The sequence below is a fragment of the Sphingomonas endophytica genome (assembly GCF_001476895.1).
GTDB classification, from domain to species: Bacteria; Pseudomonadota; Alphaproteobacteria; order Sphingomonadales; family Sphingomonadaceae; genus Sphingomonas; species Sphingomonas endophytica_A.
Map to the genome: position 1 here is coordinate 15,065 of NZ_LDTB01000064.1, position 21,689 is coordinate 36,753.

Here is a 21,689-nt window from a genome sequence, read left to right on the forward strand (position 1 = left end):
GCGGATGCCGCAGATCAAGAAGCTGCTGATCGCCAACCGTGGCGAGATCGCGCTGCGCATCCACCGCGCCTGCCATGAAATGGGCATCAGGACGGTCGCGGTCCATTCGACCGCCGATGCCGATGCGATGCACGTCCGGCTCGCGGACGAGGCGATCTGCATCGGCCCGCCGGCGGCGGCCGACAGCTATCTGAACATCCCGAACATCATCTCGGCGGCCGAGATCAGCGGCGCGGACGCGATCCACCCCGGCTATGGCTTTCTCAGCGAGAATGCCAAGTTCGCCGAGATCGTCGAGCTGCATAACCTGATCTTTGTCGGGCCGAAGCCGGAGCATATCCGGGTGATGGGCGACAAGGTGGAGGCGAAGCGGACCGCGGGTGCGCTGGGGCTGCCGCTCGTCCCCGGCTCGGACGGGGCGATCAGCGACGTGGCCGAGGCGCAGGCGCTGGCGGAGCGGATCGGCTATCCGGTCATCATCAAGGCGGCCAGCGGCGGCGGCGGGCGCGGCATGAAGGTGTGCCAGTCCGCCGATCAACTCGAAACGCTGATGCAGCAGGCCGGGTCGGAGGCGAAGGCGGCGTTCGGCGACGCCACCGTCTACATGGAAAAGTACCTCGGCAATCCGCGGCACATCGAATTCCAGGTGTTCGGCGACGGCAACGGCCAGGCGATCCATCTCGGCGAGCGCGACTGCTCGCTCCAGCGCCGCCACCAGAAGGTGGTGGAGGAAGCTCCCTCGCCGGTCATCACGCCCGAGGAACGCGACCGCATGGGCGGGATCGTGGCCAAGGCGATGGCCGACATGGGCTATCGCGGCGCGGGGACGATCGAGTTCCTGTGGGAAGACGGCGAATTCTACTTCATCGAGATGAACACGCGGCTGCAGGTCGAGCATCCCGTGACCGAAGCGATCACCGGCCTCGATCTGGTCCGCGAGCAGATCCGCGTCGCGGAGGGGCATCCGCTGACGCTGCGTCAGGAAGACGTGGTGTTCCGCGGCCATGCGATCGAATGCCGCATCAACGCCGAGGATCCGCGCACCTTCGCGCCCTCGCCGGGGCTGGTGAAGCAATATCACGCGCCGGGCGGGATGCACGTCCGCGTCGATTCGGGCCTCTACGCGGGCTATAAGGTGCCGCCGTATTACGACAGCATGATCGCCAAGCTGATCGTGTACGGCACCACCCGCGAGGGCGCGCTGCGCCGGCTGCGCCGCGCGCTGGAGGAGTTCGTGATCGAGGGGATGAAAACCACCATCCCGCTCCACCAGGCGCTGCTCGACGATCCCGAGTTCCGCTCGGGCGACTATACGATTAAGTGGCTGGAGGAGTGGCTGGCCCGGCAGGACTGAGCCAGTCGCGGGCCCGCGCTCTCCGCCGGAAGGGGAGAGCGCGGGTCTACGCCAGCGCCAGCAACCGGTCGCGCTTGTCCAGCCACGCGGCCATGTCGCCGGCCGCCGCGCCCCGCCCCGCCATCGCGCGCTCCAGCCGCGCACGCGATCGCGCCGCCATCTCGCCGACCCGCGCCGCGACCGTCTCCATCTCCGCGCCGCGCGACCAGCAATCGAGTACCACGTCGCATCCCGCGGCGATCACCGCCGCCGCCTTGTCGGCGGTCGATCCGCTCAGCGCCTTCATCGCGATATCGTCGCTCATCAACAGTCCGTCGAAGCCGATCCGCCCCCGGATCACCTCCTCGATCACCAGCGGGGACACGGTCGCGGGACGCTCCGGATCCCATGCCTGATAGACGATATGGCTGGTCATCCCCATCGGCGCCTGCGCCAGTGCGCGGAACGGCGCGAGATCGTCCTCCAGTTCCCGGGCGGAAGCGGTGACGGTCGGCAGATGGAAATGCGTGTCGAGTGACGCGCGACCATGCCCCGGCATATGCTTGACGACACCGACGACACCGCCCGCCGCCAGTCCCTCCAGTGTCGCGCGTCCCATCGCCGCGACCCGCATCGGCTCGTGCCCGAATGCGCGGCACGCGATCGCCTCGGTCGTCTCCGGACGCGCGACGTCCAGGATCGGATGACAGTCAACGGTAATCCCCGCTTCCGACAACATCAGCCCCAGCGCATGGCCGTTGGCACGCGCCGCCTCGATCCCCGACATCGGCGCACGTTCATAAAGCCGGTCGAACGCCGGGCCACCCGGAAAGGCCGGCCATTGCGGGGGGCCGAGCCGGGCCACGCGCCCGCCCTCCTGATCGATCAGGATCGCGACATCCGCGCGTCCTTCCAGTTCGCGCAGCGAATCGGTCAGCGCGCGAAGCTGCGGCAGCGTCTGCACGTTATGCGCGAACAGGATGTAGCCGGCAGGACGGGCGGCGCGGAAGAAGGCGCGTTCCGCTTCGGTAAGAATGGGGCCGGACAGGCCGAAGATCACGGGCGTCATGCGCGCGCTTCTACGGCGGAACGATGCGATCGGGAAATGACTTTGGCAGCCGGGCGGAGCGGGCTAGCAAGGATCCGTTACATGGAGGTCACGATGCGCGGTACGGGATTGCTGGCTTGCCTGGGCGCGATGGCGCTGTCCCCGCCCGCCGCCGCGCAGGACGCCCCGCCGGTCGAACCGGCACCGATCGATTCGCAGCTGCCGCCCGATACCACCCCGCCCCCGGTGACGATGCGGGTGCAGGTCGCGACCGGGCCACAATGGCAGCCATGGTATCCCGGCGACGACCAGCGCCGGCTCAGCCCGTGGTTCAGCCTGTCGCGGACGCGCGGCGACACGCCGTTCGCCTTCGGTGCGCCCGACGACGGCACCAACCTGACGTTCCTGCGACGCGGCACCACCGAACTGGCCGTCGCGGTGCGCCGGGAAGGGCGGCGCCGCCAGGGCGATCTGATCCCGGGCCTGCCCGGCGTCGGACGCACGTTCGAGCTGGGCGGATCGGTCGAGACATGGACCGGCGATCGGTGGCGGTGGCGCGGCGACCTGCGCAAGGGGCTGGGTGGCCATCGCGGCTGGATCAGTCAGTTGGGTGCGGATTACGTGCGTCGGGACGGCGACCGCTGGATCGTCTCGCTGGGCCCCCGCGTCCTGCTGGGCGACGCACGGTACCAGCGCGCATGGTTCGGCGTCGACGAACGCGCTGCGGCGGCGACCGGGCTCGGCATCTATCGTCCCAGGGCGGGGCTGCGATCCGTGGCGGCGACCGGCAGCTGGTCGATGGAAGTGTCCAGACACTGGGGCGTCGAGGGGCAGTTCACCTACGAACGCCTGGTCGCCGACGCCTATCGCTCGCCGATCATGCATGACTGGAATTCGCGCAACCAGATCCAGGTCGCGATCGGACTGCACTATACCTTCTCGGTAAAGGTGCCCGATCGCGGCATCTGGCGGATCATCCGGTAACGAAGCAGCTTTCGCCCGCGATCTTCAACCGCGCGCAGATATCGGTCGCCGCCGCCGCGGTTCCGGCATTGACGCGCAGCCGATAGACGGTGCGGCCGTTGACCACGGCCGGCTGCACCACCTTGCCCAGCGCCGCGACATAGCCGAAGCGGCGCGCGATCTGGCTCCACGCCGAATTGGCGACGCTTTCGCTGGGGAAGGCGCCAAGCTGCACCAGCGCGCCGTGCGATGCCGAGCCGGGAACGGTTGCGGACGGCGCGCTGACCGGGCGCTGCGCACGTAGCGGGACGCTGGCCTTGGGCACCGCGACGCTGGCCGTCGGGGCGCCGGAAGCGGTCGGGCTCGGCGTGGCGCTCGCGGTCGCGCGGGCGACCGGCGCCTCCGGCACCGCCGCCAGATCGATCGCCGCGTCGGTGCTGGCACCGGCGCTGGTCGCGACGGCCGCATCCCCCTCGCCCACCACCTTCATGCCGCCGGGCTCTTCGGGGCGGATCTTGTAGTCGCCGGGGGTCGCCGCGATCAGGCGACCGTCGCCGCCATTGCCCGCGAACTGCCATTGATACAGCCCGAACAGCACCGCGCCGAGCACGACCAGACCGATCGTCACCAGCGCCACGATCCGCCCGACCGATACCGCATACGGATCGTCGGCCTCGACCGTGTCGAGCCACGGCAGGCGATCCTCATCGCGCAGGCTGCCGATCGGCTCTCCCTCTCGCATCAATGCATCTCCGTGACTGCCTCGACCCCCATGATGGCGAGGCCATTGCGGATAATCTGACCGATGGCCGTCGCCAAGGACAGACGCGCCGCCGTCACGGCATGATCGTCGGGCACCAGGAAGCGGCGGTCGGGCCGGTCATTGCCGGCATTCCAAAGCGAGTGAAATTCCGCTGCGAGGTCATAGAGATAAAAGGCGATCCGGTGTGGTTCGCGCGCTGCGGCGGCCGTCTCCACGATGCGCGGGAACTGGCTCGCGAACCGGACCAGCGCCAGCTCCTCCGTATCAAGTCGGGACAGATCCGCAGCGGATGCCGCAATCCCCGCCTCGGCCGCGCGGCGGTGGAGCGAATGAACGCGCGCGTGCGCATATTGCACGTAAAAGACCGGATTCTCCTTCGACGCCTCGACCACCTTCGCGAAGTCGAAGTCCATCTGCGCATCGGCACGGCGCGTCAGCATCGTGAAGCGCACCACGTCCTTGCCGACTTCGCGCACCACGTCCGCCAGCGTCACGAAATTGCCGGCGCGCTTCGACATCTTCACCGGCTCGCCGCCGCGCAGCAGCCGCACCATCTGCACCAGCTTCACGTCGAACCGAATCTTGCCCTCGGTCAGCGCCGCGACCGCCGCCTGGATGCGCTTGACCGTCCCGGCATGGTCCGCGCCCCAGATGTCGATCAACTGGTCCGCATTCTCCGCCTTCTGATAGTGATAGGCCATGTCGGCACCGAAATAGGTCCAGCTGCCGTTGGACTTGCGAATCGGGCGGTCCTGATCGTCGCCGAACTTGGTGGAGCGGAACAGCGGCAGCTCGACCGGCTCCCAATCCTCGGGCGTCTCACCCTTCGGCGCTTCCAGCACGCCGTCATAGATCAGGTCGCGCGCGCGCAGCACCGCTTCGGCGGCCTCCGGCTTCTTCGCGGCCTGCAACTCGGCTTCCGACGAGAAGATGTCGTGGTGGATACCCAGCAGCGCGAGGTCGTCCTTGATGAGCACCAGCATCGCCGCGACGGCGCGCGTGCGGAACAGCGCCAGCCACTCCGCCTCCGGCGCGGCGGCATAAAGGTCGCCGAATTCCTGCGCCAACGCCTGCCCGACCGGGATCAGGTAATCGCCCGGATACAGTCCCTCCGGCACCGCGCCGACATCCTGCCCCAGCGCCTCGCGATACCGCAGGTGTACCGAGCGCGCGAGGACGTCGACCTGCCCGCCGGCATCGTTGACGTAATATTCGCGGATCACCTTGTGCCCGGCGAACTCCAGCAGGCTGGCCAGCGCGTCGCCGACCACCGCGCCACGGCAATGCCCCATGTGCATCGGGCCGGTGGGATTGGCGGAGACATATTCGATGTTCACCGACACGCCCTGCCCGCGCGTCGAGCGGCCGTAGTCGTTGCCCTCGCCGACGATCGTCGCGATCTCCTTGCGCCACACATCGTCGTGGAGCCGCAGGTTGATGAACCCTGGTCCCGCGACCGATACCTCCGCCACTTCGGGGATCGCGCGCAACGCGCCCGCCAGCGCCTCGGCCAAGGCACGCGGGTTCGTGCCCGCCGGCTTGGCCAGCACCATCGCGGCGTTGGTGGCCAGATCGCCGTGCGAGGCGTCGCGCGGCGGCTCGACCGTCACGTTGCGGCGGTCGAGATCGGCGGGCAGCGTGCCGGCGGCGGTCAGCGCGTCGAGCGCGGCGTCGACATGCGCGGTGAAGCGGGTGAAAAGCGTCATGCGCGCGCGTCTAGCCGATGGGGCGCGTCGACGCAAAAGCCCCGCATGATTGCAGTACATGCAACTGCGATGGAGAGCGTCGCACTTGCCCTTGTGCATCGCAGCACGGATGCTGCACCGCATCAACTCCGTCAAAGGAAACACCGATGCGCACGCTGACCGTCCTCGCCGCCGCTGTCGCCACCCTGCTGCCCGCCGCCGCGATCGCCGCTCCGGCCGAGCGCAGCTTCACCCGCGACGGTCACACCTATGTCTACACGGTCAACGCCAACCAGGACGGCACCGCGCTGATCCAGGGCCATGAAGTCGGCAGCAACGAGCGTTTCCGCCTGCTCGTCAACGGCACCCGCGTTTCGGGTCAGGCCAACGGCCGTCAGGTTTCGTTCCGCGCGGCGCAGCCGCTGGCGCTCGCCTCGGCCGCCGCGAACTGATCAGAAACCGTCGGGAAGATCGATCGCGCCGACCACCTCGCGATAGCGCGAAACGGCGTAGCGATCGGTCATCCCGGCGATGAAGTCCGCGATATGGCGGCTGACATCCGGCTCATCCCGCGGAAGCCGCAGCCGCCATTCCTCGGGCAACAGGGCGGGATCGTCGCGATAGGCGGCGAACAGCCCCGCCACCACCCGATGCGCCGCCGCCGCCGCCGCCAATTGGCGTGGATGATGGTAGAGGTTGGCATACATGAAACGCTTCAGCTCGCGCTCGGCCGCCGCCATCGCGGGTGAGAAGCCGATCAGCACGCGACCCGCGCCGCGCACGTCCTCGACGCTCTCCACGCCCGATGCGGCGATGCGGGTCCGCGATTCGGCGATCAGGTCGTTGACCATCGCACCGATCTGACTGCGGATCAGTTCCCCCGCCAGTCGCTCGCGCGGGACGTCCGGGAAGCGGGCCAGCACGCGCCGCCATCCATCGGCGACCATCGGCACCGCCTCGATCTGCTCCAGCGTCAGCAAGCCCGCGCGCAGGCCGTCATCGATGTCGTGATTGTCATAGGCGATGTCATCCGCCAGCGCCGCGACCTGTGCCTCCAGCGACGCATGACTGGTCAATTCCAGCCCCGCGTCGCGATCCGCCTCCGCCAGCGCCCAGTGCGGCACCGCGATCGGACCGTTGTGCTTGGCCAGCCCTTCCAGCGTCTCCCACGTCAGGTTCAGCCCCGGCCAGCGCGGATAGGGCCGCTCGATCCGCATCAGCGTGCGCAGCGTATGGCCGTTGTGGTCGAAGCCGCCCACCGCACCCATCGCCTGCCTTAGCGCCTCCTCCCCGGCGTGGCCGAAGGGCGGATGACCGATGTCATGCGCCAGGCAGAGCGCCTCGGTCAGATCCTCGTTCAGGCTGAGCACGCGCGCGATCGCCCGGCCGATCTGCGCGACCTCCAGGCTATGCGTCAGGCGGACGCGGAAATGATCGCCATCGGGCGCCAGGAACACCTGCGTCTTGTGGCGCAGGCGACGGAAGCTGATGGAGTGGATGATCCGGTCGCGGTCGCGCTGAAAGGCGTCGCGCGGCCCCCTGTCACCCGATTCCTCGGCGTGCAACCGCCCGCGACTGCGCGCCGGATCGGACGCCCAGCGCGCCAGCGTCGCCACGTTACTTCTTCCCCAGCGGAGTCATCTTCTGCCCGGCCTCGCTGGTGAAGGAGAAGGCCGACAGTCCCTGCCTGTTCAGCGTGTTGACCATCGCGCGCGCCTCGGCCTCGGTCTTGAACGGGCCGGTGACCAGCCGGTTGGTGGCGCGATTCCTGACCGTATAGGCGCGCTGCCCACCCAGCGCCTTCGCCTTGCCCTGCACACCCTTCCACGCCTTGGGCATGTCGTCGACATTCGCCCCGCTGGCGACCTGCACCCAGAAGCGCGATGGCTCGGCGCGCGCGGCCTTCTTCTCGGCGGCTTCCCTGGCCGCGACCTCTTTCTTCGCCTTTTCGGCGGCAAGCTCCTTCGCGCGTGCCTTCCGGTCCAGCGGCTTGGCCTCGGCCTTTTCGGCGGCGGCGTCCGTCGCCCGCGCCTTGCGGTCGGGCGCCGTTCCCACACCCTTGTCGTCCGCCGACGCCTTACCGCGCGCTCTGCGGCCGGTGAGCGGCTTCGTATCGGCCTCGACGACCTTCTCCCCGGCCGGGGCGACCTTCTCCGCGACGCGCTTGGCGGCCGCCAGTCGCGGGCGCTTCTGGTCGTCGGCGGCGGCATTGCGCTCGGCGGCGCGCGCGGCCTCTTCCAGCGACGCCGCCGAGGGCGCCGGCGGCGCGACGACCGGCAGGCGTTGCGCCCCCGGCATCGGCGCGACGTCGAGTTCGGTCGCCGGCACCGAAATCCCCGCGACGATCCGCGCAAGGATCGAATCCTCGCTCACCCGCGGCGGCTTCACCCGCAGCGGCGGCGTGACGGCGCGCGGGCGCGGCGTCACCGCCGCCACCTGCACCGGCGCGACGGCCGGCGTGACCGGACGGGTCTGCGGCTGCGGTAACGGTGCGCTCACCACCGGCGACGTCGTCGCCGCCTGCGCCACCTGCGTCGGGGCGGGGCCGGGGGTCGGTTCGGCAGGCAGCGGCTGGACGACCGCCGTGGCCGGCGACGGCGACGCGATCGCCGGGCGCGGCGCAACCGTGTTGCGGGCGACCTGCGTCCGCTCGCGGCGCCGCGATTCGGTGCGCGCCGGCGTCGGGAGCGGCTGGATTGTCGCCGCCGAGGCCATCTCCACGCGCGGCGCGGCGCCCGGCAGCACCGGCGCCATCCGTGCATCCGCCAGTCGCGCCGGGGTGGGCGTCACCTCCCCGAAATGTACGGCGAAGGCGCGATCGACCGGTGACAGCTGCGGCAAGCGCTGGAAGAACGCCGCCAGGCCGCTCGCCATCCCGCGCGGCATCATGCCGGTCGCGATCTTGTTCGCGCCCGCGACATCGCCGCTCATCGCGAGGATGAACGCCTGCGCGCGCCACGCACCGCGATCCTGACGCCGCAACAGCCCGTCGATCTGCGCCAGCGCCTCGTCGCGCTTGCCCGAAATGCCCAGCGACAGAGCATAACGGCGGCGGACCTCGTCCAGTTCGGCCGCGTCGCGCCCGCCCTGGGTCAGCGCCAGCTGATAATCGGCCTGCGCCCGTGCCTGTTCGCCGATCAGATCATAGGCCAGCCCACGATCGTCGGCGAACCGCGCCATCGGCGCGCCATGACGCTGCGCCTGCTCGAAATAGCGCAGCGCCTCGCCCGGCCGCTCGCCGTTGACCAGGATGCGGGCGATGCCCCCCTTCACGCGGCCGTTGTTGGGGTCGATCGCCTCGGCACGCTTGTAGAACGCGGCGGCGGCGGTCGCGTCGCCCAGCGTGAACGACAGGTCGCCCGCCTCGATCAACGCCGACAGGTCGCGGGGCGCGGTGCCCAGCCGGCGGACCACGTCGGCGAGCCGGTCGGCATCGGGATTGGCCGGGGCGACCACCTCCTGCGCCGATGCCGGCGGTGGCAGAAGAACCGGCAGCGCGGCGGCGACAAGTGCCACGGACAGGAACCGCATCGGACGACGCCGTCCCGATCGCGGTCGAGCGACATGGATCATGAAATCTGCTCCCCGATCGCGGCACCGCCTGCCGCCGAACGGATCGATGAGGAATAGCCGTCGCCGGGCCGGTGGCCCATCATGCGCGCCGCCGTGCGACGGTGACGATCGGTCATGCGCATGGAACGTCTGCAAACGCGGGCAGGTGGAAGGTCATTCCGCCATAGAGCCGCGTCAGGCGCCACCGGCAATGCACGCGGCGCGCCGGGTGCGATGAAACGAGCCGTTGCGGCGGTGCATGGCCGCCTGGCCTGCACCGCCGCCCGGACGGGATTACTGGTTGTTCTGGCGGTGCAGGAAGCGCGGCAGGTCGCCGGGCTCGCGCCCGTCGTCCTCGACCGCGCGGCCACCGGCATTGCGCGTGGCGTTCTGCATCCGCTCGAACAGCGTGCCGCCCAGCTTCACGCGCGGCGCGGCCGGGGCCGCGGCTTCCTCCTCGCCGCCGGGCGACAGGAAACGGCGGCGGGCGGCCGGGTCCGCCGCCGGGGCGGCAGGTGCCGGGACCAGCGACTCGGCACCCAGCAGCAATTCATCGTCGGCCGGCGGCGTTACGCGCGGCGTCGTCGGATCGACCACCGGACCGGCGGTCGTCGGCGGCACGCCTTCCGCCATCGCGCCGGCGGCGGCGCCGCTCGGCTGCTGCGGCGGCACGGCCGGGGTCGGATCATACGCCGCGGGGGCCGGGGCGGCCGTCTGCTGCGGTGCCGGAGCCGCAGGAGCGGCGGCCGGCGCATCGGTGCGGCGCGGTGCCGAGAAGCTGAAGGTGCGCGGCGGCTCGGACGGCGCGCTGGCGGCGGCGGGCGCCGCTGCCTGCCCGGTGCTCTCGATGCCGGTGGCGACCACCGACACGCGGATCTTGCCTTCCAGCTCCGGGTTGAACGCCGAACCCCAGATGATGTTCGCGTCTGGATCGACCAGTTCGCGGATGTGGTTCGCGGCCTCGTCGACTTCCAGCAGGCGCATGTCGTCGCCGCCGGTGATCGAGACGATGACGCCCTTCGCGCCCTGCATCGACACGCCGTCGAGCAGCGGGTTGGCGATCGCCTTCTGCGCGGCGATCAGCGCGCGGTCGTCGCCCTCCGCCTCACCGGTGCCCATCATTGCCTTGCCCATCTCCTGCATCACCGAGCGCACGTCGGCGAAGTCGAGGTTGATGAGGCCCGGCATGACCATCAGGTCGGTGATGCCGCGCACACCCTGCTGCAGCACCTCGTCCGCCATTTCGAACGCCTGCTTGAACGTGGTGTTCGCATTGGCGACCAGGAACAGGTTCTGGTTCGGGATCACGATCAGCGTGTCGACGAACTTCTGCAGCTCCTCGATGCCCGACTCGGCCGACTTGGAGCGGCGATTGCCCTCGAAGCTGAACGGCTTGGTCACGACCCCGACCGTCAGGATGCCCATGTCGCGCGCCGCCTTGGCGATGACCGGGGCCGCGCCGGTGCCGGTGCCGCCGCCCATGCCGGCCGCGATGAAGCACATGTGGCTGCCCTCAAGCAGCCGCGACAGTTCGTCGATCGTCTCCTCGGCGGCGGCGCGACCGATCTCCGGACGGCTGCCCGCGCCCAGCCCCTGCGTGATCTTCGCGCCCAGCTGGATCTTCTGCTCGGCCTCCGACTGCTTCAGCGCCTGCGCGTCGGTGTTCGCGACCAGGAAGTTCACGCCCTGCACGTCCGCCCGCATCATGTTGGCGATCGCATTGCCGCCGGCCCCGCCGACGCCGATAACGGTGATCCGCGGCGTCAGATCGTCCAGCTCGGGCGTGATGAATTCGATGCTCATCGCAAAACTACTCCGTCCGCCCGCGTCGCATCCACCGATAACGGGCCGTTTACACCGATGTGCAACAAGCGGGCGCGTGGTGAAAGAGGAAACACCGCGAAACGCCCTGTCGCTGCGTCAATAATTCGCCTTTGCGGCCTGAACCAGCTTCCAGAAACCCTTCAGACCGCGCTGGCGGTGCACCATCTGCTGCGCCGGGACCAGCCCGCGCAGGTCGATCGGATCGCTCGCCGCGAAGAACGCCAGCCCCGCCAGCGTCGCGAAACCGGGGCCGGCATGCGCCTCCGGCAACCCCGTCAGCCCGCGCGGACGCCCGACGCGCACCGACCGGCCCAGCGCCTGCTGTGCATAATCCGCGATGCCCTTCAATTCCGCGCCGCCGCCGGTCAGCACCACCTGACGCCCGACCGGTCCCTCGAACTTCAATTCCTTCAGCGCGGCCTGGATCTCCCCGACCAGATGCTCCAGCCGCTGGCGGATCACCGCGATCAATGCCGCCTTGGTGATCTGCAGCGCTTCGGAATCCTCCTCCTCGGTCCGTTCGCGGATCGTCACCATCTCGTGATTGTCGCGTGGGGAGGCATTGGCGGAGCCGTGGAAGCATTTGATCCGCTCCGCCTGCAATCGGGTCGTCCCGAACGCGGAGGCGATATCGTCGGTGATGTCCGCCGCGCCGAACGGAATCGACTTCAGCCCGACCAGCATCGACCCCGCGAACAGCGAGACATTGGTGATCCCCGCGCCGATCTCGACCAGCGCCACGCCCAGGTCGCGCTCCTCGCCGGTCAGGCAGGCAAGCCCGGTCGCGATCGGCGAGGCGATGATCGACTTCACCTCCAGATGCGCGGACCGCACGCAGAGGTCGAGGTTGCGCACCGGCGAACCGTCGGCGGCGATCACATGGATATGCACGCCCAGCCGGTCGGCGTGCAGCCCCAGCGGCTTCTTCACGCCGGTCAGCCCGTCGAGCGTGTAGAGCGCGGGTTGCGCGTGGAGCACCATCCGCCCCTGCGGGTCGATCGACTGGCGGCCTTCCTGCAACAGCGCGTCGATATCGGCCTGTTCGATCCGCATCCCGCCCAGTTCGGCCTCGATGAACGCCTCGTCGCTGACCAGACCGCCCGCCGAGAAGCCGGCCCAGACATTCTCGATATTGAAGCCGGCGATCCGCTCGGCCTGTTCCACCGCCTCGCGCACCGCGACCTCGGTCGCGTCCATGTCGGCGATATAGCCGCGCTTGACGCCGCGACTCTCGCGCTGGCCGGTGCCCAGCACGACCAGTTCGCCGCCGTCGCCCTTTTGCGCGATCATCGCCGATACCTTGGACGATCCGATGTCCAGTGCGGTAATCAGGCCGTCGGGTGCCACCTTCGCCATCGCCTACCCCCTCATGCTTCCCCGGAACGCAGCGCTTCCCCGGCGCGCGCTTCGGTGATCGTGTTGTTATCGCCGATAATATTGCCCGTCGCCACCGCCGCGTCGCTCGCCGGCGGATCGTTGCGGCCGTCGTCGGCGACCTGCTGTTTGTCCTGCCCCGCGCGGCGCGCATACATTCGCGCCGGATCGCGCATGTCGAAGCGCAGCCAGCCCTTGCCGAGCAGCGGGTCCGCGCCGTCCATCTGCGCGAACTTGATCAGCGCCTGCGCGGCATTGTCCTGCGGCAGCGCCAGCGTCTCGCCGGTGGTGAAGGTCAGGTCCCAGCGCCGGTTGCCGACCCAGGTCGCCGCACGGATGCGCGGGCGCAGTGCGGGTGCGGCGGCAAGCAGCGCCTGATAGCCCGCCTCCTGCCGATCCGCACCGGGGCCGATCACCAGCGGCAGATCGGGCATCCGCGACGGATCGACCGGCGCGAGCAGTCGCCCGGTCGCATCGATCAGCGTCAACTGCCCGTGATCCTGCCAGATCGCGGCGGGCTCCCGCTCGGTGATATGGATCACCAGCCGGTCGGGCAGCCGCCGCGCCACATACGCGTCCGCGATCCAGCCGTAATCCAGCAGTCGCTGCCGCACCCGCTCCAGATCGACGCGCAGCATCGCACGGCTCGACTGATCCTCCAGCACGATCGCATAGACCGTCTCGCGATCCATCCGCTTGAGGCCGGTGATATCGACCTGCTCGACGCGCAGGCCGGCACGCCCCGCCGCCTCGGCGATACCGGTCCCGATCGCCTGCGGCACGCCCAGCAGGTTGGCGACGAACACGGTGGCGACGCCGACACCGCCCAGCACGGTCCACGTCACCGCCTTGCGCAGCGTCTCCTCGCCGATCGGCATCTTGGCGAGCAGGCGGTCGCCCAGCGACGCCTTCGGCACGCGGCGCCGGTTCGGGGCGGGACGACGCGACGGGGGTGCGGCGCCGCCGCGCTTGATCGTGCGGCTCATGGACGCCCCGCTTCCGCCATCGCCTCGTCGACGATCGCCTGCACCAGCTCCGGGTAGCTCATGCCCGTATGCCGCGCCTGTTCGGGGACGAGGCTGAGCGGGGTCATGCCCGGCTGGGTGTTGACCTCCAGCAGGAACAGCCCGTCCACGCCGCGCTCGTCGTCCCAGCGGAAGTCCGAGCGGCTGGTGCCCTTGCACCCCAGCACGCGATGCGCCTGCAGCGCCAGCGCCATGCACGCCTGTGTCACGTCGTCGGGGATGTCCGCCGGAAAAATGTGGTCGGTCATCCCGTCGGTATATTTGGCGTCGTAATCGTACCAGCCCGACTTCGGCCGCAACTCTGTCACGCCCAAAGCCCGGTCGCCCAGCACCGCGGTCGTCAGCTCCCGCCCGCGCACATAGGGTTCGGCGAGCAGTTCGTCGAACTCCTGCCACGGCCCGCGCGCGTCACGCGCGATCGGGTTGCCGTAGTTTCCCGCATCGGTGACGATCGCGACGCCGACCGACGATCCTTCGTTGACCGGCTTGAGGACATACGGGCGCGGCAGCGGGTCGGCGTCGTGCACGTCGGCGGACTTCACGATCCGCCCGCCCGGCATCGGCACGCCCGCCGGCACCAGCACCTGCTTGGTCAGCACCTTGTCGATCGCGATCACTGACGTCGCCAGCCCCGAATGGGTATAGCGCAGCCCCATCAGGTCCATCAGCCCCTGCACGCTGCCGTCCTCGCCCGGCGTACCGTGCAGCGCGTTGAACACCAGATCGGGCGCGGCCGCCGCCAGCTTCGCCGCCACGTCGCGTCCCATGTCGATCCGCGTGACGCGATGGCCCAGCGACTCCAGCGCGTCGGCCACGCCGTTGCCCGACGACAGCGACACCTCACGCTCCGCCGACCAGCCGCCCATCAGCACCGCGATATGAAGCGTCGTCATGCTGCCTCTCCGTGATCGGAAGCAACGCCCACGCGCTGAATCTCCCATTCCAGTTCCACGCCGCTCGCGGCCTTCACCCGCGCGCGCACGTCCTCACCCAGCGCCTCGATATCGGCGCTCGTCGCCGCGCCCAGATTGAGCAGGAAGTTGGTGTGCTTCTCGCTCACCTGCGCGTCGCCGCGCCGCAGCCCCCGGCATCCGGCGGCATCGACCAGCGCCCAGGCCTTGTGCCCGTCGGGATTCTTGAAGGTCGAGCCACCCGTTTTGGAGCGCAGCGGCTGCGACGCTTCGCGTGCCGCCGCGATCCGGTCCATCTCCGCCTGAATCGCCGCCGATTCACCGCGATCACCCCGGAAAATCGCCGCGATCACCACTGCGCCGTCGGGGAGCGTCGAATGGCGATAGCTATAGCCCAGATCGCGCGCCGCCAGCGTCCGCCGCTCGCCCGACCGCAGCACGACCTCCGCCTCGACCAGCACGTCGGCGGTTTCGCGCCCGTAAGCCCCGCCGTTCATCCGCACGAACCCGCCGACCGTGCCGGGAATCGAGCGCAGGAACTCCAGCCCCGCCACGCCTGCATCGCGCGCGGTCGAGGAGACGAGAATCCCGCTCGCCCCGCCCCCGCACCGTAACGTCACCGCATCCAGCGGCGCGACGGTCGCGAACGGCTTGCCCAGCCGGATCGTCACCCCCGGCACCCCGCCGTCACGGACGATCAGGTTCGACCCCAGCCCCAGCGCCATCACCGGCACCGCCGGATCGAGCGCGCGCAGGAAGTCGCTCAGGTCGTCGGCATCCGCCGGCTCGAACAGCCACTCCGCCGCCCCGCCCGCCTTGAACCAGACGAGCGGCGCGAGCGGGGCGTGCGGGGTCAGCCGACCACGGACGGCGGGCAGATCGGTCACGGCGCGGGTCGCCACAATCGCGCCCAGGCCTGCCACGCCGCCCAGTTCGCCTCGGCCGCGCGGCGCGTCGCCTCCTGTGCCGCGACCAGTGCCGCGCCCGCGTCATGCGCGTGCCGCCCGGCATCCAGGGCCGCGCGCTGCGTCTCCAGCGCCTGCTTCTGCCAGCCGATGGCGGCATCGAACCAGTTGGTCATGCGCGTTCCCCGATCGCGGCGGCCAGTCCGGCGGCCCATTTGGTGATGTCGCCCGCACCCAGGCAGATCACCTGATCGCCCGCGCGCAGCTCGCCCGCCAGTGCGGCGGCGAGCGCGGGGGCGTCGGCGACGACGCTCGCCTGCCGGTGCCCGCGATCCTGCAATCCCGCGACCAGCGCCTCGGCATCGACACCCGGCACCGGCGCTTCGCCCGCCGCATAGACCGGCGTGACATAGACCAGATCGGCGTCGTTGAACGCGCCGCGAAAGTCTTCCATCAGATTGCCGAGCCGCGAGTAACGGTGCGGCTGCACCACCGCGATCACCCGCCCCTGCGCACTCTCGCGCGCCGCCGCCAGCACCGCGCGAATCTCGACCGGGTGATGGCCGTAATCGTCGATGATCGTGGCGCCATTTACCTCGCCCACCTTCGTGAAGCGCCGCTTGACGCCCGAGAAGCGCTCGAACCCGCGCGCGATCGTCGCATCGTCGATGCCCAGTTCCAGCGCCACGCCGATCGCCGCCAGCGCGTTCTGGACATTATGCCGCCCCGGCATCGGCAGGTCGATGCCCTCGATCGACCGGACGCTGCCGTCGCGGTGCCGGATCAGCGCCTCGAAACGATTCCCGCCCGGGTAAGGCTGGACGTTTACCCCGCGCACGTCCGCCGACGCCGCGAAGCCGTATGTCACGATCCGCCGGTCGCGGACGCGCGGGATCAGCGCCTGCACCTCCGGGTGGTCGAGGCAGAGCAGCGCCGCGCCATAGAAAGGCACGTTCTCGACGAACTCGACATAGGCGTCCTTGGCGCGCTCGAAGCTGCCATAGTGATCCAGATGCTCGGGATCGATGTTGGTGACGACCGCGATCGTCCCGTCCAGCCGCAGGAAGCTGCCGTCGCTCTCGTCGGCCTCGACCACCATCCAGTCGCTCGCGCCCAGCCGCGCGTTCGAGCCGTAGCTGTTGATGATACCGCCGTTGATGACGGTCGGATCGACCCCGCCGGCATCGAGCAGCGCGGCGACCATGGAAGTGGTGGTGGTCTTGCCGTGCGTGCCCGCGACCGCGACGGTCGACTTCAGCCGCATCAACTCGGCCAGCATCTCCGCGCGCCGCACCACGGGGATACGGTTCCGCAGCGCCGCCTCGACCTCCGGGTTGCCGCGCTTTACCGCCGTGGAGGTGACGACCACCGCCACGCCGTCGACATTGGCCGCGTCATGCCCGATCGTCACCGCGATCCCGCGCTGGCGCAGCCCCTCAATCACATAGCCCTCGGCCACGTCGGAGCCCTGCACCTTGTAGCCCAGGTTGTGCATCACCTCGGCGATGCCCGACATGCCGATCCCGCCGATCCCGACGAAATGGATCGTGCCGATATCTGTCGCGACCCCCCTCATGCGAACGCCTTCTTCGTGATGGTCGCGCCGACCATCACCCGCGCCCTGGGGGCGTCGAGGCTTTCGACCAGATCGGCCAGATCGGTGACGGCATGGGGCGCCCCGCACGAGCGCGCGCGCGTGGCGGCGTTGCCCAGGGCTTCTGGATCGAGTCCGAGTTTCTGCATCTGCTTGGCGAGTTCCGGCGGCGTGAAGGCCGATTGCGGGATGGTGCGCGCGCCACCGGCGGCGGTGATCTCACGCGCATTGGCGGTCTGATGATCGTCGGTCGCCGAGGGCAACGGCACGAGGATCGCGGGACGCCCGGCGGCGGTCAACTCGGCGATCGTCGATGCACCCGCGCGCGCGATCACCAGATGCGACCAGCCGAGCGCTTCGGGCAGATCGGGCAGATAGGTCGCCAGATCGGCCGCGATGTCGAGACTGGCGTATTTCTCGCGGACGGCATCGATATCCTCGATCCGCGCCTGATGCGTCACCTGCAACCGTCGCCGGAACGCCACCGGCAGCAACGCGAGGCCATCAGGCACCACCTGGCTCAGCACCGACGCGCCCTGACTGCCGCCCGTCACCAGCACGCGGAAAATGCCGTCCTCCTCCGGCACCGGATAGGGCCTGGCGCGCCACGCCAGCACGCTCTCGCGCACCGGATTGCCGATCAGATGCGCCTTGGCGCGGTGGCGCGACTTCATCCGCTCGGTCTGGGCATAGCTGGTCGCGATCGCGTCGACGCGCGCCGCCACCAGCCGGTTGACGCGGCCCAGCACCGCATTCTGCTCGTGCACCGCGGTCGGGATGCCCGCCGCGAACGCCGCCGCCAGCGCGGGAAACGCCGGATAGCCGCCGAAGCCGATCACTGCCGCCGGGCGCAGGTCGCGGTACAGGTCGCGCGCGATCGCCCGCCCCTCGATCATCAGCCGCGCCGCCTTCGCCCAGCCGAGCGGCCCGCCGGCGAAGCGCCCCGCCGGGATGACATGCGTCTGCACACCCTCGAACAGCCCCGGGAAGCGCACCCCGCGCGCGTCGCTGACCAGCGCGACGCGGTGCCCGCGCTTCATCAACTCCGCGGCCAGCGCGGCGGCGGGAACCATGTGCCCGCCCGTGCCCCCGGCGGCGAGGACGTACTGGCGGGGGCGGAAGTCGCGGACCTGCGTCATTCGGCGCTCCAGCGTTGCTGCGCGATATAGGGGCTGCGAAGCAGGAACGGGTTGCGGCGCGTGAACGCCAGCAGCAACCCCATCCCCAGCGACAGCGCGATCATCGACGACCCGCCATAGCTGATGAACGGCAGCGTCATCCCCTTCGACGGCGCGAGGCCGGTATTGACCGCCATCGACACCAGCGCCTGCGCGCCGAACTGCACCGCCAGCCCGGAGGCGGCCAGCAGCCGGAAGGGATCCTGCTCGTCGAGCAGCTTGACGAACACCCGCACGACGATCGCCAGAAACACCAGCGCGACGATCATGCAGGCCAGCAACCCGAATTCCTCGCCGATGACCGAGAAGATATAGTCGGTATGCGCCTCCGGCAGCCCGAACTTGACGGTCCCGCCGCCCGGTCCGGTGCCGAACCACCCGCCTGACGTCAGCGTGTTGTGCGCGGCGTTGGTCTGGAAGTGATCGGCCGCCCCCTCGCCCTCGACACCGGGGAACAGGAAGGCGTCGATGCGCTTGCGTGCGGTGCTGTAGAACAGATACGCCATCACCAGCCCGACCGGGATCAGCGACAGGAAGCCCAGGATCACCCGCGTCGGCGTCCCCGCGATCGTCACCAGCGCCAGCCAGATGCAGCAGAAGATCACCGTCTGCCCGAAATCGGGCTGCAACATCAGCAGCACCGCGATCACCCCGGTTAGTGCGGCGGTGATCATCGTCACCGGCAGTTCCGCATCGCGCGACTTGAACGAGAGCAGCCACGCCACCGTCACGACGAAGAACGGCTTCAGGAACTCCGACGGCTGGAATTGCGCGAAGCCGAAGCCGACCCAGCGCCGCGCACCGTTCACCGCCACGCCCGCGAACGGCACCACGATCAGCAGCGCCACGCACACCGCCGCGCCGATCAGCGACATGCGCCGCGCCATCGTCAGCGGCAGCATCGACACGCCGAACAGCACCGGCAACGACACCGCGACCCACATCGCCTGCCGCCAGAAATAGTAAAGCGGGGCGAACTTCAGATGCTCGCCCGAATAGCGCATCGCGCTGGCCGGCGACCCGGCCGCCACCGCGATCATCCCGATCGCGATCAGGAACAAGGCGAGCAGCAGCAGCACCCGGTCGATGTCCCAGAACCATGTTCCCAGCGGGGACGGATCGCCACGACCGCCGCGATTGCGCAGCGATACGCCCGGCCGCGCGCGCTCGGTTCGGGTCGCGCTCATGCCAATGCCTCCACCGCTTCCCGGAACGCCGCGCCGCGATGCTCGAAGTCGCGGAACTGGTCGAACGAGGCGGCGGCGGGCGACAGCAGCACCACCTCGCCGCGCACCGCCTCCTGCGCCGCCAGCTTCACCGCGCGCTCCAGCGTCTCGACCTCGGCGACCGGCACCTGCCCGCGCAGCACCTCGGCAAAGCGCGGCCCGGCGTCGCCGATCGTATAGGCGCGCACGACATTGCCCAGATGCGGCAGGCAGGCGTCGAGATCGCCGCCCTTCGCCTTGCCGCCAACGATCCAGTGGATGCGCGGAAATGCCGCGAGCGCCGGCGCGGCGCTTTCGGGATTGGTGGCCTTGCTATCATTGATCCACGCCACACCGTTCAGCGTCGCGACCCGCTCCATGCGGTGCGGCAGGCCGGTGAAGGTCTCCAGCGCGCGCTCGATCACGTCTTCCGCCACGCCCAGCGCCTCGCAGACCGCGATGGCGGCGCGGCCGTTCTGCGCATTGTGCGGGCCTTGCAGCGACGGCCAGCGCGCCTGATCGCCCGGCAGCGGCACGCCGTCGATGAAGCGCACCGCCATCCCTTCCGGCGCGCCGTCCAGCACGCCGTGTTCGGCCTCGGCCTCGTAATCGACGACCGCGACATGCGCGCGCGACTGCATCGCGAACAGCCGCGCCTTGCTCGCGGCATAGGCCTCGAACCCGTCGTAACGGTCGAGATGGTCGGGCGTGACGTTCAGCAGCGCCGCGACATCGCAGTCGAGCGTCTGCGTCAGGTCGATCTGATAGCTCGACAGCTCCAGCACATAGATCCCGCCGTCCGGCAGCGGCTCCTGCGCGAGGATCGGCAAGCCGATGTTCCCGCCCATCCGCGCGGGCACCCCGGCGGTGTCGAGGATGTGGTGGACCAGCGCCGTGGTGGTCGACTTGCCGTTGGTACCGGTGATCCCGACGACCTTGTGCGGGGGCAGGTCGGCACGCGCCTGCGCAAACAATTCGATGTCGCCGACGATCGGCACGCCGGCCGCGCGCGCCTTCGCGGCGAGCGGATGCGTGTTGAGCGGTACGCCTGGCGAGACGACGAGCGCGTCGAAGCCGGACAGGTCCAGCATGTCGAGGTCGGCGATCGTCGCATCGCCCAGCCCCTGGCGCTTCGCCGGATCGCTGTCCCACGCCGTCACCCGCGCCCCTGCGGCCAGCAGCGCACGAACGGTCGCGGCGCCCGAGCGTGCCAGCCCGAGCACCGCAAATGTCTTTCCCGTCCAGGCGCGCGCGACGATCATCGCAGCTTCAACGTCGACAGGCCGGCCAGCGCCAGCACCAGGCTGATGATCCAGAAGCGGATCACCACCGTCGGCTCGCTCCAGCCCAATTGCTCGAAATGATGGTGGATCGGCGCCATGCGGAAGATGCGCTTGCCGGTGCGCTTGTACCAGAACACCTGGATGATGACGGAGAGCGCCTCGACCACGAACAGCCCGCCGATGATCCCCAGCACGATCTCGTGATGCGCGACCACCGCGATCGTGCCCAGCGCGCCGCCCAGCGCCAGGCTGCCGGTATCGCCCATGAACACCGCCGCCGGCGGCGCATTGTACCACAGGAACGCCAGCCCGCCGCCGATCACCGCGCCGCAGAAGATCGCCAGTTCGCCCGCGCGCGGGACGTGCGGAATGCCCAGATAATCGGCGAACTTCACGTTGCCGGCCAGGTAGACGATCAGCAGGAACGCGACCGAGGCGATGATGACCGGCATCGTCGCCAGCCCGTCAAGTCCATCGGTCAGATTTACCGCATTGCCGAACGCGACGATCGTGAACGCCGCGAACACCGGATAGAAATAGCCGAGATCGATGAAATAGCGGTTGGTGAACGGGAAATAGAGGCCCGACCCGTTCTCCTGCATGATGATCCACGCAGCGACACCCGCGATCGCGAACTCCAGCAGCAGGCGGACCTTGCCGGATACGCCCGCCGTGCTGGCCTTGCGCACCTTGTCGTAATCGTCGAGGAATCCGATCGCGCCGAAGCCGAGCGTGACGAACAGGCACGCCCAGACGTACGGGTTGCGCAGGTCCATCCAGATCAGCACCGACAGCACCAGGCTGGTCAGGATCATCAACCCGCCCATCGTCGGCGTGCCGCGCTTGGCCAGATGCGTCTGCGGCCCGTCGGCGCGGATCGGCTGTCCCTTGCCCTGCCGCACGCGCAGCCATCCGATGAACCGCGGCCCGATGATCAGACCGATCAGCAGGGCGGTGGCGATCCCCGCCCCCGACCGGAACGTCTGATAGCGGATGAGATTGAAGCCCCCCGCGAAATTGAGCTGTTCGGCGATCCAGTACAGCAA

General features: G+C 69.6%; 19 protein-coding genes. 3 read left to right on the plus strand and 16 right to left on the minus strand.

Features of this window, described 5'->3' with window-relative positions:
* The first annotated feature begins 4 nt into the window (after positions 1-4).
* Positions 5-1,354, plus strand: a complete 1,350-nt coding sequence (gene accC, locus NS334_RS14095) for an acetyl-CoA carboxylase biotin carboxylase subunit (protein WP_058756590.1) — start codon at positions 5-7, stop codon at positions 1,352-1,354.
* A gap of 46 nt (positions 1,355-1,400) precedes the next feature.
* Here the strand turns inward: accC and NS334_RS14100 are convergent, their stop codons facing one another.
* Positions 1,401-2,402, minus strand: a complete 1,002-nt coding sequence (locus NS334_RS14100; RefSeq protein WP_058756591.1) for a glycoside hydrolase family 3 N-terminal domain-containing protein — start codon at positions 2,400-2,402, stop codon at positions 1,401-1,403.
* Between the two features lie 81 nt (positions 2,403-2,483).
* Here NS334_RS14100 and NS334_RS14105 point away from each other — a divergent pair, with 81 nt between their 5' ends.
* Positions 2,484-3,365 carry a MipA/OmpV family protein gene (locus tag NS334_RS14105; protein ID WP_058756592.1) on the plus strand — a complete coding sequence of 294 codons (882 nt, stop codon included), beginning with the start codon at positions 2,484-2,486 and terminating at the stop codon, positions 3,363-3,365.
* On the opposite strand, the gene NS334_RS14110 is transcribed toward NS334_RS14105, so the two are convergent.
* Positions 3,355-4,086: an SPOR domain-containing protein gene (locus NS334_RS14110; RefSeq protein ID WP_058756593.1), complete on the minus strand. Its 732-nt coding sequence runs from the start codon at positions 4,084-4,086 to the stop codon at positions 3,355-3,357. The genes NS334_RS14105 and NS334_RS14110 overlap by 11 nt on opposite strands.
* Positions 4,086-5,813: an arginine--tRNA ligase gene (argS, locus tag NS334_RS14115; protein ID WP_058756594.1), complete on the minus strand. Its 1,728-nt coding sequence runs from the start codon at positions 5,811-5,813 to the stop codon at positions 4,086-4,088. The genes NS334_RS14110 and argS overlap by 1 nt, the downstream gene beginning before the upstream one ends.
* A gap of 146 nt (positions 5,814-5,959) precedes the next feature.
* Here argS and NS334_RS14120 point away from each other — a divergent pair, with 146 nt between their 5' ends.
* Positions 5,960-6,244, plus strand: a complete 285-nt coding sequence (locus tag NS334_RS14120) for a hypothetical protein (RefSeq protein WP_058756595.1) — start codon at positions 5,960-5,962, stop codon at positions 6,242-6,244.
* On the opposite strand, the gene NS334_RS14125 is transcribed toward NS334_RS14120, so the two are convergent.
* From NS334_RS14125 to mraY, 13 genes are all read right to left on the minus strand, one after another.
* The gene (locus NS334_RS14125; protein WP_058756596.1) at positions 6,245-7,408 is read right to left on the minus strand and encodes a deoxyguanosinetriphosphate triphosphohydrolase; all 1,164 of its coding nucleotides are present in this window, start codon (positions 7,406-7,408) and stop codon (positions 6,245-6,247) included.
* Position 7,409: 1 nt separating this feature from the next.
* Positions 7,410-9,323 carry an SPOR domain-containing protein gene (locus NS334_RS14130; protein WP_058756597.1) on the minus strand — a complete coding sequence of 638 codons (1,914 nt, stop codon included), beginning with the start codon at positions 9,321-9,323 and terminating at the stop codon, positions 7,410-7,412.
* Positions 9,324-9,638: 315 nt separating this feature from the next.
* Positions 9,639-11,147 carry a cell division protein FtsZ gene (gene ftsZ, locus NS334_RS14135; protein ID WP_058756598.1) on the minus strand — a complete coding sequence of 503 codons (1,509 nt, stop codon included), beginning with the start codon at positions 11,145-11,147 and terminating at the stop codon, positions 9,639-9,641.
* A gap of 117 nt (positions 11,148-11,264) precedes the next feature.
* Complete coding sequence (gene ftsA / locus NS334_RS14140; RefSeq protein WP_058756599.1) at positions 11,265-12,524, minus strand: cell division protein FtsA; 1,260 nt, start codon at positions 12,522-12,524, stop codon at positions 11,265-11,267.
* Between the two features lie 11 nt (positions 12,525-12,535).
* On the minus strand, positions 12,536-13,528 hold the full coding sequence (locus tag NS334_RS14145; RefSeq protein ID WP_083500495.1) for a cell division protein FtsQ/DivIB: 993 nt from the start codon (positions 13,526-13,528) through the stop codon (positions 12,536-12,538).
* Positions 13,525-14,460: a D-alanine--D-alanine ligase gene (locus NS334_RS14150; protein WP_058756600.1), complete on the minus strand. Its 936-nt coding sequence runs from the start codon at positions 14,458-14,460 to the stop codon at positions 13,525-13,527. The genes NS334_RS14145 and NS334_RS14150 overlap by 4 nt, the downstream gene beginning before the upstream one ends.
* Positions 14,457-15,365: a UDP-N-acetylmuramate dehydrogenase gene (gene murB / locus NS334_RS14155; RefSeq protein ID WP_193753110.1), complete on the minus strand. Its 909-nt coding sequence runs from the start codon at positions 15,363-15,365 to the stop codon at positions 14,457-14,459. The genes NS334_RS14150 and murB overlap by 4 nt, the downstream gene beginning before the upstream one ends.
* Positions 15,362-15,559 carry a hypothetical protein gene (locus NS334_RS14160; RefSeq protein ID WP_058756601.1) on the minus strand — a complete coding sequence of 66 codons (198 nt, stop codon included), beginning with the start codon at positions 15,557-15,559 and terminating at the stop codon, positions 15,362-15,364. The genes murB and NS334_RS14160 overlap by 4 nt, the downstream gene beginning before the upstream one ends.
* Positions 15,556-16,959 (minus strand): UDP-N-acetylmuramate--L-alanine ligase, encoded by a 1,404-nt coding sequence (gene murC, locus NS334_RS14165; protein WP_058756602.1) that lies wholly within the window; start codon positions 16,957-16,959, stop codon positions 15,556-15,558. The genes NS334_RS14160 and murC overlap by 4 nt, the downstream gene beginning before the upstream one ends.
* Positions 16,956-18,116, minus strand: a complete 1,161-nt coding sequence (murG, locus tag NS334_RS14170) for an undecaprenyldiphospho-muramoylpentapeptide beta-N-acetylglucosaminyltransferase (RefSeq protein WP_058756603.1) — start codon at positions 18,114-18,116, stop codon at positions 16,956-16,958. Before murG ends, murC begins: the two co-directional genes overlap by 4 nt.
* Entirely contained in the window at positions 18,113-19,342 is a 1,230-nt protein-coding gene (locus NS334_RS14175; protein ID WP_058756604.1) for an FtsW/RodA/SpoVE family cell cycle protein, read from the minus strand. The genes murG and NS334_RS14175 overlap by 4 nt, the downstream gene beginning before the upstream one ends.
* On the minus strand, positions 19,339-20,622 hold the full coding sequence (murD, locus tag NS334_RS14180; protein WP_058756605.1) for a UDP-N-acetylmuramoyl-L-alanine--D-glutamate ligase: 1,284 nt from the start codon (positions 20,620-20,622) through the stop codon (positions 19,339-19,341). The genes NS334_RS14175 and murD overlap by 4 nt, the downstream gene beginning before the upstream one ends.
* Positions 20,619-21,689, minus strand: a complete 1,071-nt coding sequence (mraY, locus tag NS334_RS14185) for a phospho-N-acetylmuramoyl-pentapeptide-transferase (RefSeq protein WP_058756606.1) — start codon at positions 21,687-21,689, stop codon at positions 20,619-20,621. Before mraY ends, murD begins: the two co-directional genes overlap by 4 nt.

Bases quoted from the DNA above. Each gene is read 5' to 3' on its own strand.
- murG (WP_058756603.1), bottom strand. From the start codon at position 18,116: ATGACGCAGGTCCGCGACTTCCGCCCCCGCCAGTACGTCCTCGCCGCC.
- accC (WP_058756590.1), top strand. From the start codon at position 5: ATGCCGCAGATCAAGAAGCTGCTGATCGCCAACCGTGGCGAGATCGCG.
- NS334_RS14150 (WP_058756600.1), bottom strand. From the start codon at position 14,460: ATGACGACGCTTCATATCGCGGTGCTGATGGGCGGCTGGTCGGCGGAG.
- NS334_RS14110 (WP_058756593.1), bottom strand. From the start codon at position 4,086: ATGCGAGAGGGAGAGCCGATCGGCAGCCTGCGCGATGAGGATCGCCTG.
- NS334_RS14175 (WP_058756604.1), bottom strand. From the start codon at position 19,342: ATGAGCGCGACCCGAACCGAGCGCGCGCGGCCGGGCGTATCGCTGCGC.
- ftsA (WP_058756599.1), bottom strand. From the start codon at position 12,524: ATGGCGAAGGTGGCACCCGACGGCCTGATTACCGCACTGGACATCGGA.
- NS334_RS14145 (WP_083500495.1), bottom strand. From the start codon at position 13,528: ATGAGCCGCACGATCAAGCGCGGCGGCGCCGCACCCCCGTCGCGTCGT.
- argS (WP_058756594.1), bottom strand. From the start codon at position 5,813: ATGACGCTTTTCACCCGCTTCACCGCGCATGTCGACGCCGCGCTCGAC.
- NS334_RS14100 (WP_058756591.1), bottom strand. From the start codon at position 2,402: ATGACGCCCGTGATCTTCGGCCTGTCCGGCCCCATTCTTACCGAAGCG.
- ftsZ (WP_058756598.1), bottom strand. From the start codon at position 11,147: ATGAGCATCGAATTCATCACGCCCGAGCTGGACGATCTGACGCCGCGG.
- murC (WP_058756602.1), bottom strand. From the start codon at position 16,959: ATGAGGGGGGTCGCGACAGATATCGGCACGATCCATTTCGTCGGGATC.
- murD (WP_058756605.1), bottom strand. From the start codon at position 20,622: ATGATCGTCGCGCGCGCCTGGACGGGAAAGACATTTGCGGTGCTCGGG.
- NS334_RS14105 (WP_058756592.1), top strand. From the start codon at position 2,484: ATGGAGGTCACGATGCGCGGTACGGGATTGCTGGCTTGCCTGGGCGCG.
- NS334_RS14120 (WP_058756595.1), top strand. From the start codon at position 5,960: ATGCGCACGCTGACCGTCCTCGCCGCCGCTGTCGCCACCCTGCTGCCC.
- NS334_RS14160 (WP_058756601.1), bottom strand. From the start codon at position 15,559: ATGACCAACTGGTTCGATGCCGCCATCGGCTGGCAGAAGCAGGCGCTG.
- NS334_RS14130 (WP_058756597.1), bottom strand. From the start codon at position 9,323: ATGCGGTTCCTGTCCGTGGCACTTGTCGCCGCCGCGCTGCCGGTTCTT.